We start from the raw sequence: 10,156 nt of genomic DNA on the forward strand, positions 1-10,156 counted from the left end.
TAATGAACGAACAGCCGAAACCCTTAAATCTGGCCCTGTTACCGATAGAGGAACAGCAGAGGATCAATGCCGACCTGATTGCATGCAGGCTGCGGCATGAGATGAGTGCCAAAACCATGAAAATCAGTGATTGGCAGGCGTTTGTACGGACTGACTTGGAAAAGCTAACTCCTGAGCTTGCTGATCAGGTAAGGCAGGCATTGAAGAAGAGGGCGAGCAGATGAGTAACGAAGTCATTCTTCCTTGGCCACCTACAGAGCTAAACCCCAATTCCCGTGTGCATTGGACGAAGAAGAGTCAGGCTGTTAGGCGCTACAGGAAACAGGCGTTTGCACTGGCGCTTCAGGCTGGGATGTTTGGAGTAACTAAGGATATGGCGGTGCATGTTGAGTTCTGTCCGCCCAGTCGAGGGCGGTTCGATGTTGATAATCGGTTGGCCTCGATCAAGAGCGGTATTGATGGGATTGCTGATGCAATAAAGATTGATGACTCAGCGTTTAAGACCTATGTGCTGACGATGGGGAAACCCGTTAAAGGCGGCGAAGTGCGGGTAAGGGTGGTTTGTGTTGAAGGCTTGGCTTAAGAGTTTTAGCAGGAGGTAATCAGTGTCTAAAGAGTTAGAGCGGTCTACCAAGCAACAGGTTGTACTGGATGCGGTTAAGGAGCTGCATGCTCAGGAGCAGATCGTGACTCGTGAGACGCTGCATGAGTACCTTGGGCTTAACTATGGGCCGATAGACAGCAGCCTGTCTCTACTGGTCGATGAAGGGGAGATTATCAGGGTACAGCGTGGGGTTTATATTCCACGCCCTGATGTGCGCCCTAATCGCCCGATCAGTAAAACCATCATTCCCGGTGGTTGGGTCAAGCTCGAAATAGGCGACGATCATGTCATCACGCTGAGTCCTGCCGAGAGTCGTGCCCTTGGTGAGCTGACTGCCGGTGCAGGCCAACAGTTTGCCGCTATAGAGCTTGGGCATCAGGCCGCGATACTGGTGGGAGAGCTATCAATGCGCATGCTTAAGTTGGAGCGTACTGCCTCAGTTGCTGAGAGTGGTTTAGGCGTGTCCGGTACGGTCAAAGAGTTACAGCGGCGTGTGGCCAAAGTTGAGCGTAATTTGCCTCAGCCGGAACTTGGGTTTGGGGAGTAGTGGTTGATGGCAGATAAAGAGCAAGACAAGCGCAAGATAAATTACCGTGGACTGATCCTAGAAGCTATCAAGCTAATTGCAAGTGAAAGAGAAATCCCGCGTGGAACAGAAAAGGATTTGGTTCAGGATTTTCTAGGTTTTCATCGTGTAGGAAATTATGAGGATCGAATTCCGGCAACACGGGAGTGCAAGATCGTACTTGAGCATGTATTTAAGTATGGGCGGGCTGACATCGTGATGTATCACTCAGATGGCAGCGCAAGCGTCATTGAGGCTAAGGGAGGTTTGTGAGCAAGCAGGAGTAATTCCGCTGCCTATGCCTTCTTTGTCATCGACAATGTTTAGTCGGGCATGTGTGGAGGAGCTAATTAGTAAGCAAGGGAGCATCTATTGTGTCTGCAAAAAAACGCATTGATTACGAGCGAATTGAGGCAGGCTGGCGCGCAGGACTTTTGAGTCCACGTCAGCTTGCCGCTTTGTACACGGAGGAAACCGGAGACCCTGTATCTCATGCAGCGATCACGAGGCACTTTAGTAAGCAAGGGATTCCGCGCAATCTATCCGCAAAGATCATGGCAAGATCTAACGTCATGGTTACGGAAGCGATGGTTACGGACAAGGTTACGCCCGAAACCATTAAGCGCGACAAAGAAATTATTGAAAGCGCGGCAACTAAAATTACAGAGGTTCGGCTTGGTCAAAGGCATGATATCCAGCGCAGCCGTTTAGTAACTATGGCTCTACTTGCGGAGCTTGAATGCCAAACTGGAGCCGAGAATGTTGCTCTTTTGCAGCAGCTCGGTGACTTAATGCGCTCGGAGGATAACAAGGCACAGGACAAGCTAAACGATCTGTACCACAAGCTTATTAGCCTACCGGAGCGCGCCAAAACTCTGAAAATGCTGGCTGACTCAATGCGGATCACGATTGATTTGGAGCGCCAAGCCTTCGGTATGAAGGACGAAGCAGAAGCCCCAGCCGATGCCTTAGCCAGTCTCCTGAACAAGATATCAGGCGGCAATCGCAGCTCGTTTGGGGTTGTGGCGGAAGATCCAGAGCTTTGAGGAGATTAAGCAGGCTGAAATGTAAGTTTTAGCCCCAGTGCGTGCGCCACCTTCATCACGGTGGCAAAGCTGGGATTACCCTCACCAGAGAGCGCCTTATACAGACCTTCGCGCGTCATGCCGGTATCACGGGCAAGCTGGCTCATGTTACGGGCGCGCGCTACGTCACCCAGAGCCGCAGCAATTAGAGCGGGATCACCTTCTTCCATGACGGCCTCAAGGTACAGGGTAATTTCTTCTTCAGTGCGTAAATGATCAGCCGCGTCGTAACGGGAAAATTTCTCGGTCATGGTTGCAGTGCTCAAAGTGGCTTAACGTTGCCGCCCTGATTCCGCCGGATGCTGTTTAAGCCACTCTTTGAGCACCTTATTGATTTGGGCTTCCCAGTCTTGGCCTTGCCGGATACGAAAAGCTGCTACAACCTCTGAAGACACGCGGACGGTTTGCTGAGGCTCGGAGGCTTCTTCTTGCAGCATTTTTTGGGCGACCTGTGTGCCAAAAATGCTGGCCAGCATATCTGAGGCAGGAACCGCTTGCTTGAAGTCCTCATCCGTCCATTCAGGATTTTCAGTATCTGCTTGCTCAGGATGTACCGAGTTTTGCTTGCTCATAAGCCTTAACCTCGCGTTTGTTGGCTTTCCTGAAGCTGATAACCCGCACGGCACTGCCGCGTGGTGTAAAGACCAGCATGTGTAAGCGGCCTTCTACAAGGCCCAAAGCTTGATAACGATCCTCACCATAGTTGGCCCTGTCGTCTTTTTTCATTAAGGCGCTAGACCATTCAAAGTATTTGACCTGCTCGAATGAGATGCCACGCTCTTGGATATTGCGCTCATTTTTTTGAGGGTCGTATTCAACCTCGGTTCCCATACAGGAGGCATACCTAAATTCAGGGCAAAGATTAACCCTACGGGGTTGCAGGGTGGTGCATCAATCTATCGGGCTTTGGGTTCGTCCCACGAGCTGGTTAGGATGATATTAAGGTAACGGCAGAAGGAGGGTGATATTGCAGCATAAATTAATTTCAAACGGGGCTTGAAATACAAAATTAGCCCCTTACTTAGTGGCAGCCTGCTTAAGGGTAGGTAAATGTCTTTATTACTGGCATAGCTACTGGGGGTGTTTATGGCGACTGCGCAAAGAATTAAAGTTCAATGTGAGGAATGTCAAGCAGTATTCGAAATTCAGATTAATGAATTTGAGTTCGAATGCGTAGATTCCGATGAAAGGGATATGGGGCCAGAGTTGACTTACTCTGGAACAGTTGAAATTGAGTGTGAGAATTGCGGGAGTCTTATTGAGGTAACTCACATATTTTGGGAGTATCCCGAAGGTTTCGTAAACCATAAAGAAACCAATGTTTCTGGGGCAGAGGTTATAGAAAACACACTGTGATACTTGTTTTTTAGACATTTATCCTTTCCCACTCCTATATCCCTGCCCTCTGTGATTCTGACAGAGGGCAGGCTAATCTCTCTTGGTGAAGATTAGGCAAATACCAAACAAATTGACACCCACCCCTCAATCCCTGATAGTACCCCCGCCGCTGTAAATCCAGCGGTCGGGTTTGGTCACCCGGAACAGTAAAGGCGCACAGCGCCGTAAGGCGTTTTTTTGTGCCCGTGTTATGGCAGGCTGTGCGCGGGAGGCATTCGTGCCTGCCGGGTTCCTTTACTCCCGGTTGACCAACCTGCGCACAGTTCGCCACCAATGTTTGGTCACAGCGGCGGCGAACTCCAACCAGTAAAGGAGTTTTATTATGCAAGCCGCTCAAGTAATTCCTTTCAACTTTGGAAAAGTTGAAGTACGCACTCTGATTATTGATGATCAACCTTGGTTTGTTGCTAAGGATGTCATTTATGCACTTGATTACGCGAGATCAAGTAGTCCAGCCAAACTAATTGACCATGTTCCAGCTCAGTGGAAGGGTGTGAATCAGATTCACACCCTTGGCGGAAGCCAGAAATTACTGATGCTCTCAGAGCAAGGGCTGTATTTTTTCATTGGCCGTAGCGATAAACCCAAAGCCTTGCCCTTCCAAATGTGGCTGGCTGGAGAAGTCCTCCCCGCCATCCGCAAACATGGCCGCTATGAAGATACCAGCGGCAAGATGGATACTTTGCTGAACTCCACCATCGGCACGGATGGTTTTCACTGCCTCGCCGCCGTACTGGACGGTAAACTCCGGCATCTGCCAACCAAAGCCCGTCAGCGCGCCAAGATGCACGTTTGGTCACAGGTACATAAGGCGTTTAGCGTAGTGAGCGCTGAGGATATTCCCGCTACTCAGCTTGATAGCGCGCGGAATTTCATCGCGGCTTACAACGTGCATGAAGGGGAGTGGCTGGGGAAAGAACCCACCATCAACCCAACCTTGAATGAGTTGGATCTGGCGATGCTCTATGTGTTCTGCATCGACACGCTAGAACTTGTCTATGTGGGTGAGAAACTTAAGCCCGTTTTTGAAACCCTGCGAGCGCCCTTAACCATGAATGTTCGCAAGTGCTTAGGCGAATGTCGTGAAGCAGTAGCCCACCTGCATGAGCGTTTCGGGCCACAGATGGAGCAAGCGGCTCGTCGGCGTAAAGCTTTTGACGGGCGTTTGAATTTGGCAGCGGCTGGTGATCACAGTCAACCTATTTGGACTTCGGGCCACGCTCAGGATATCCGAGGTTAAGTTTTCGCTGAAATAGGCCCCTAACTTCACTATTTAAATCCGGGATTTTCCCGGATTTTTACTCACCCCCTGTAGGGTTTCCGTTTACCCCTCGCTCCCTCTCAAACTCTCCCCAGCGTTGACACTCAACCTGCGGGGGAGCCATGAGTACCGCCAATAATGCCCAGTTTGAATACCTTAATTCTGTAAACGGTGACCTGACACCTGAACAGGCCGCTCATTTTCTGGAGCTGTCTGATGAACCTATTGCTGCTACTGCTTCGGCTGATGTTGATCCTGTCGAGCCACAGCCCGGTTCTAATCCTGATCCGTCAGCGACCACCACACCTAATCCAGCGACCGAAGGCCAGCCACCTCAATTCACACCGGATTACCAGAAGCTGGCTCAGGACCATGAACTTAAGGCTCAGTCGCTGCAATCGCAGAATGAGGCTATGGCGCGTGAGCTGGCAGAGCTAAAAGCAGCCCAGCAATCTGCGCAAGGTGCGAGTTCACCAGAGCAGCAGTCCAGCACTACAGCCCAAGCCACCGCGCAGGCCATTGAGCAAGGCGCAGATGCTTCCTTGTTTGGCGACTTTTCTGAAGAAGCTATGGCGAAGGGTTTAGCTGAATTGAATCGGCGCTCTAATGAAGCGTTCCGCGCAGAAATGATGGGCCGTTTCAATCAACTGGAGACTAAGTTAGCCCGTGTGGATGATCTGGAGTCCAAGGTTGTTCCCATTGAGGAACAGCGCATCGCTCAGGCGAACCAGTCCCACCATCAGGCTATCCTGGAGAAACACCCGGATGCAGGCCAGATTGCGGACAGCAAGGAGCTGAATGATTGGCTGAATGCTCAGCCTGACTATCTGCAAGAGACCTACCAGAACGTCATCAGTAATGGATCAGCCGCTCAGGTGGTCAATCTTCTGGATCGGTTTAAGCAGGAGTTGGGCATTGCTCCGGCTCAGGCGGCTCAACCCCAGACAGATAACCTTGATGCTTTGAAAGCCGCCGCTGCTACCAAGGTGCAGCAAGCCAAGCCTGCCGTACCCAACAGCCTGTCTGATATTCCGGGCGCTCGTCCGGCCACTGATCCCAATGAGGCACTGCGCAGTATGGGTGGCGTTCAGCTGATGGATGCCTTTGACGGCAAGTCTCCTGAGCAAATCAACGCATTGCTTAATCAACTTTAACCATCAGCTCTGCTGAGGATGATCCATGTCCAGTAAAACGAATGCCGCATACGGTAATAAAACGAATATGGTGCAGCAGGCCGCTGGCCTGTTTGCTATGCACATGCAGCGCAATACCACGCTCAATCGACTGTCCGGCAAGATGCCCAAGGGTACAGCGGGTGCTGAGGCGACTTTACGCAAGCAAACTACCCAGCATATGCCTATTGTGCGCTGCCAAGACTTGGGTAAGAGCACGGGTGATGAAGTGACCTTTCATTTGCTGAATCCGGTCGGTGGTAAGCCGATTATGGGCAGCAATTACGCGGAAGGCCGTGGTATCGGTATGAACCTGTCGGAAGATCGCTTGCGGGTGAATCAAGCACGCTTCCCGATTGATCTGGGCAATACCATGACCAGTATTCGTAGCCCGGTGGATTTCCGTAATCTAGGTCGTCCGGTGGCGCAGAACCTGATGGATCGTTATACCGATCAATCACTGTTGGTTCATATGGCCGGTGCGCGGGGGTTTCACAGCAACATTGAGTGGGTAGTGCCAACGGCCAACGATCCTCAGTTTGCTGAGATCATGGTTAACCCGATCAAAGCTCCAACCAAGAACCGCCATTACATTGCTGATGGCGATGCCATTAAGCCGTTTACGGTCAGCGGCGGCGAGCTGGATATGACTACCACCGATTTACTGAGTATGGATACGGTGGATTCCATCCGTACTGTGATGGAGCAGATCGCACTGCCGCCGCCTTGCGTGATGTTTGAAGGCGACAAGATGGCCAGTGATTCGCCCATTCGGGTGCTCTTGGTGTCTCCAGCTCAGTACAGCAGCTTTGTGACTGATTCTAATTTCCGGGCCATGCAGTCCTCCGCTATGGCACGTGCCTCTCAAGCCGGTCAGCATCCTTTGTTTATGGGCGAGGCGGGTCTGTGGAACGGCATCCTGATTGTGAAAATGCCCAAGCCGATTCGGTTCTATGCGGGCAGCACGATTAAGTATTGCGCCAGCTTTGACTCTGAAACCGAGTCCTCCTGTGTGGTACCTGCGGGTTTTGGTACTAACTTCGCGGTGGATCGCGCCATTTTACTCGGTGGCCAAGCTGTGGCCGAGGCTTTTGCTTCCTCCAATCTGTCCGGCATTCCCTTCTTCTGGAGTGAAAAGGAGCTGGATCACGGCGACAAGATGGAGCTGCTGATTGGCACCATTCGCGGTGTATCCAAGATCCGCTATGAGGTGGATACCGGCTTAGGCAAAGAAATCACCGATTACGGTGTGACCGTGATTGATACCGCCGTACCCATCATTGGAGCAGGTAAATAATGGCTACCGTAACCCTGAATCAGTTGGGTAAGCGCCAGTTCGGGGGCGTGTCGCCCTTTGGCAACCTCACGGAGCTGCACTTTAAGCTGACCACCAACAGCGCCGGTGGTGCTGAGGATGCCAACTCAGCCGCCGCCTTGGCCAGTGGTGACAAGGTAGTGTTGGGTGTCCTACCTGCCGGTATGCGTTTGAGTGATGCTCAGATCATCATCTCAACCACCTTTACTGCCTCAGTCACCGGTTCAATCGGCTTTGAGTACGCGGATGGTGTGGATGATGACGAGGTGGCGCAGGATGCCGCTTACTTTGGCAGTGGCTTGGTATTAAGCACAGCGGCACGATTGCGGGCTGCTACGGCTAAAGCGCCCGTGATTTTGGCCAAGGATGCCAATCTGGTGCTCATCACAGGTGGAGCCGCCAATGCCAAAGCGGCGCGGCTGGATGTGATTGTTTCCGGTGAGTTGACCGGGCCTAAGTAACCCTATAGCCGGGGTTTCGGCCCCGGCCATACTGGATGATCTCCATGAGTCAGACTCAAAATACGGTAGGTGTGCGCTATACCGGCAAGCGCGACTCCTTTATGGAGCGGGCCTATAAATCGGGGCTGAGCTTTATACCGGGACAGGTGCGCTGTGTTCCACCCGATTTGGCCAAGAAGCTGTTGAAACACACGGATGTGTTTGAGCGCGTCCTTGAGGCGGTGCCGATTGAGCCCATTCCAGAGCCTACGGATGACACAGCGGCATTATTGGATGTGGCTGCTCAAAGGGAGGCTGAACAGCAGGAAGCCTTGAGCCAGTTGCAAGACCTGCGCGATCAGATCAGCCACATGGACAAGGAGGCTCTGGCTGAGTTTGCCAAGATTCATTACCGGCAGGATCTGAATAAGCGGCTCAGTGTTGAAAAGCTGCGCGATCAGGTGACTGGGTTTGTTGATCAGTATGGGGTTCCTTAATCATGACCCTCAAAGAACTGATAGCTGATTTCAGGAATACCACACGGGACACGATCCAGCCTTACTTGTGGGCGGATGATCTGGTCAAGTGCTGGCTGGATGGGGCTGAATCCGAAGCCTGTATCCGTGGCCGGTTGATTCATGAGTCCAGTGATGCGGCGGTATGTGAGATTTCGGTACAGGCCGGCCAGGCAATCTATGATCTGCACCCCTCGGTACTGGAGATTACCTATCTATCCTTTGATGATGGTTCTGAGGTTCGTCCGATTGCGTTGATGGGCGCTGAAGAGATGGATGCCCAACTTGGGATCGGCTGGCGTTCTAAAGAGGGGAGAGTCACTGCGGCTATTCAGACAGATAAGCGCCTGCGCCTTGCCATGGTGCCAGATGCTGATGGCGTGTTGCGCCTAGAGTGTTATCGCCTGCCATTGCGTCCTTTATCGTCTTGCGGGGAGTACGCAGAGCCAGAACTGCATAGCGCCCATCACCCCCAGCTTGTCGATTGGGCTTTGCATAAGGCCTATGAGCTACCGGACTCCGAAACTATGGATTTGGATCGGTCGGCTTTGGCGGAGCGCTCGTTCTCGAAATACTTTGGTGAGCGTCCTGATTGCGATCTTAAGCGCAGCACCCGACAGGATATCCCTCAGCACAATACTTGCTATTGGGTGTGAGTTAAGGAGCAATTTAAGCTAACCCCTGTAAGGTTTGGCTGTATTGCTGGCAACTTGAACACTATGCCCATCTTTAATTGGATGGGTGAGTCATGCTTCCCGAAAAACTACCTTCAACCCTCAGCTATGGGGGTGGCGCTTTATCAATCCTGTCCGCGATGACTCTGACCGACTGGGGGATATTGGTCGGCATCTTAACGGCCATTGGTACCTATCTGGTCAACCATTACTTTCGCTGGCGGTGCAGTCGTCAGGACTACTACTTCAAGCTACGCAGAGATCAACGGGAACAGGAGCTGCATGACCTTAAAAAGCAGCAGCTAAAAGGGGAGGTATCTCCATGAAGGCCCGGATCTTAGCAGCGAGCCTATCACTCTCAGCAATGGCCTTTGTCGGGTTGCTACAAGACGAAGGCTATACCGACAAGGCTGTTATCCCGACTCAAAACGACCGGCCTACGGTGGGTTTTGGCAGCACCTTCCACGAAAGCGGACAGCCAGTAAAGCTGGGGGATACCACCACGCCGGTGCGGGCTTTGATTAAAGCTCAGGCCCATATCAGCCAAGAGGAAGCGCTGTTTCGTAAATCCTTGCCCAAGGTGGCGTTATTCCAAGCCGAATACGACCTCTACATGGATTGGGTGTACCAGTACGGCATAGGGGCGTGGAATAAATCCAGTATGCGTAAAGGGTTACAGGCGGGTAACTACCGAGCCGCCTGTGATGCACTGCTGCTGTACAAATACTCCGGCGGCTACGACTGCTCCACACCCGGAAACAAACGCTGTGCCGGTGTTTGGACACGCCAGCTTGAGCGGCATAAAACCTGTTTGAGCGCTCAGCCATGATGCGTCTTGGCTTGTATCTCTCTGTGGCGTTGGCCCTTGTGGGGGCAGGCTGGACGCTTAAAAGCTGGAAGGTGGAGAGCGATGCCGCCTTAGCTTTGCGTCACCAACTGGAGCAGCAAGCGCACGACCGCCAGCTCATTGCTGAGATCACGGATAAGACGCTGGCTGCCATTAGCCAAATCCGCGTCACCAACACCACGATTTATCAGAAAACTCGCCATGAAATTACCAAAGAGCCTATGCCTGCTGATTGCCGGATTCCTGCTAGCTGGATGCAGCAGCTCAATACCGCCCGCGC

General features: G+C 52.2%; 18 protein-coding genes. 15 read left to right on the top strand and 3 right to left on the bottom strand.

Translation table 11 applies throughout. The features are described from left to right. Nucleotides 1-2: 2 nt before the first annotated feature. The 5 genes from LX59_RS15100 (at nucleotide 3) to LX59_RS15120 (ending at nucleotide 2,215) form a co-directional block, all read left to right on the top strand. The gene (locus LX59_RS15100) at nucleotides 3-224 is read left to right on the top strand and encodes a hypothetical protein (RefSeq protein ID WP_144573302.1); all 222 of its coding nucleotides are present in this window, start codon (nucleotides 3-5) and stop codon (nucleotides 222-224) included. Next, entirely contained in the window at nucleotides 221-583 is a 363-nt protein-coding gene (locus LX59_RS15105) for a RusA family crossover junction endodeoxyribonuclease (RefSeq protein ID WP_144573303.1), read from the top strand. The genes LX59_RS15100 and LX59_RS15105 overlap by 4 nt, the downstream gene beginning before the upstream one ends. A 22-nt stretch (nucleotides 584-605) precedes the next feature. Next, on the top strand, nucleotides 606-1,151 hold the full coding sequence (locus LX59_RS15110) for a type IV toxin-antitoxin system AbiEi family antitoxin domain-containing protein (RefSeq protein WP_144573304.1): 546 nt from the start codon (nucleotides 606-608) through the stop codon (nucleotides 1,149-1,151). A gap of 6 nt (nucleotides 1,152-1,157) precedes the next feature. Then, on the top strand, nucleotides 1,158-1,442 hold the full coding sequence (locus LX59_RS15115; protein ID WP_144573305.1) for a hypothetical protein: 285 nt from the start codon (nucleotides 1,158-1,160) through the stop codon (nucleotides 1,440-1,442). Nucleotides 1,443-1,543: 101 nt separating this feature from the next. Continuing rightward, a complete protein-coding gene (locus tag LX59_RS15120; RefSeq protein ID WP_246118783.1) occupies nucleotides 1,544-2,215 on the top strand; it encodes a hypothetical protein in 672 nt (223 codons plus the stop codon). 5 nt (nucleotides 2,216-2,220) lie between these two features. On the opposite strand, the gene LX59_RS15125 is transcribed toward LX59_RS15120, so the two are convergent. From LX59_RS15125 to LX59_RS15135, 3 genes are read right to left on the bottom strand one after another with little or no spacing between them, the layout of a single operon-like run. Beyond that, a complete protein-coding gene (locus LX59_RS15125; protein WP_144573307.1) occupies nucleotides 2,221-2,505 on the bottom strand; it encodes an addiction module antidote protein in 285 nt (94 codons plus the stop codon). A 21-nt stretch (nucleotides 2,506-2,526) separates the two neighbouring features. Further along, nucleotides 2,527-2,826: a BrnA antitoxin family protein gene (locus LX59_RS15130; RefSeq protein ID WP_144573308.1), complete on the bottom strand. Its 300-nt coding sequence runs from the start codon at nucleotides 2,824-2,826 to the stop codon at nucleotides 2,527-2,529. Then, on the bottom strand, nucleotides 2,798-3,085 hold the full coding sequence (locus LX59_RS15135) for a BrnT family toxin (protein WP_144573309.1): 288 nt from the start codon (nucleotides 3,083-3,085) through the stop codon (nucleotides 2,798-2,800). The genes LX59_RS15130 and LX59_RS15135 overlap by 29 nt, the downstream gene beginning before the upstream one ends. A gap of 255 nt (nucleotides 3,086-3,340) precedes the next feature. Between LX59_RS15135 and LX59_RS15140 the strand changes: the two genes are divergently transcribed. The 10 genes from LX59_RS15140 to LX59_RS15190 form a co-directional block, all read left to right on the top strand. Next, entirely contained in the window at nucleotides 3,341-3,610 is a 270-nt protein-coding gene (locus LX59_RS15140; RefSeq protein ID WP_144573310.1) for a hypothetical protein, read from the top strand. Nucleotides 3,611-3,974: 364 nt separating this feature from the next. Beyond that, on the top strand, nucleotides 3,975-4,892 hold the full coding sequence (locus LX59_RS15670; RefSeq protein ID WP_170234395.1) for a BRO-N domain-containing protein: 918 nt from the start codon (nucleotides 3,975-3,977) through the stop codon (nucleotides 4,890-4,892). Between the two features lie 143 nt (nucleotides 4,893-5,035). Continuing rightward, nucleotides 5,036-6,067 carry a hypothetical protein gene (locus LX59_RS15155; RefSeq protein WP_144573311.1) on the top strand — a complete coding sequence of 344 codons (1,032 nt, stop codon included), beginning with the start codon at nucleotides 5,036-5,038 and terminating at the stop codon, nucleotides 6,065-6,067. 25 nt (nucleotides 6,068-6,092) lie between these two features. Beyond that, complete coding sequence (locus tag LX59_RS15160; RefSeq protein ID WP_144573312.1) at nucleotides 6,093-7,382, top strand: phage capsid family protein; 1,290 nt, start codon at nucleotides 6,093-6,095, stop codon at nucleotides 7,380-7,382. Next, nucleotides 7,382-7,861: a hypothetical protein gene (locus LX59_RS15165; protein ID WP_144573313.1), complete on the top strand. Its 480-nt coding sequence runs from the start codon at nucleotides 7,382-7,384 to the stop codon at nucleotides 7,859-7,861. Before LX59_RS15160 ends, LX59_RS15165 begins: the two co-directional genes overlap by 1 nt. A 44-nt stretch (nucleotides 7,862-7,905) precedes the next feature. Continuing rightward, complete coding sequence (locus LX59_RS15170) at nucleotides 7,906-8,337, top strand: hypothetical protein (protein ID WP_144573314.1); 432 nt, start codon at nucleotides 7,906-7,908, stop codon at nucleotides 8,335-8,337. A gap of 2 nt (nucleotides 8,338-8,339) precedes the next feature. Beyond that, complete coding sequence (locus LX59_RS15175) at nucleotides 8,340-9,011, top strand: phage adaptor protein (RefSeq protein ID WP_144573315.1); 672 nt, start codon at nucleotides 8,340-8,342, stop codon at nucleotides 9,009-9,011. Between the two features lie 92 nt (nucleotides 9,012-9,103). Then, complete coding sequence (locus tag LX59_RS15180) at nucleotides 9,104-9,355, top strand: HP1 family phage holin (RefSeq protein ID WP_144573316.1); 252 nt, start codon at nucleotides 9,104-9,106, stop codon at nucleotides 9,353-9,355. Next, entirely contained in the window at nucleotides 9,352-9,858 is a 507-nt protein-coding gene (locus LX59_RS15185) for a glycoside hydrolase family protein (protein ID WP_144573317.1), read from the top strand. The genes LX59_RS15180 and LX59_RS15185 overlap by 4 nt, the downstream gene beginning before the upstream one ends. Beyond that, nucleotides 9,855-10,156, top strand: a 302-nt coding sequence (locus LX59_RS15190) for a hypothetical protein (RefSeq protein ID WP_144573318.1), incomplete at its 3' end; no start/stop codon positions are given. The genes LX59_RS15185 and LX59_RS15190, both read left to right, overlap by 4 nt.

This window comes from Azomonas agilis (assembly GCF_007830255.1).
Taxonomy (GTDB): domain Bacteria; phylum Pseudomonadota; class Gammaproteobacteria; order Pseudomonadales; family Pseudomonadaceae; genus Azomonas; species Azomonas agilis.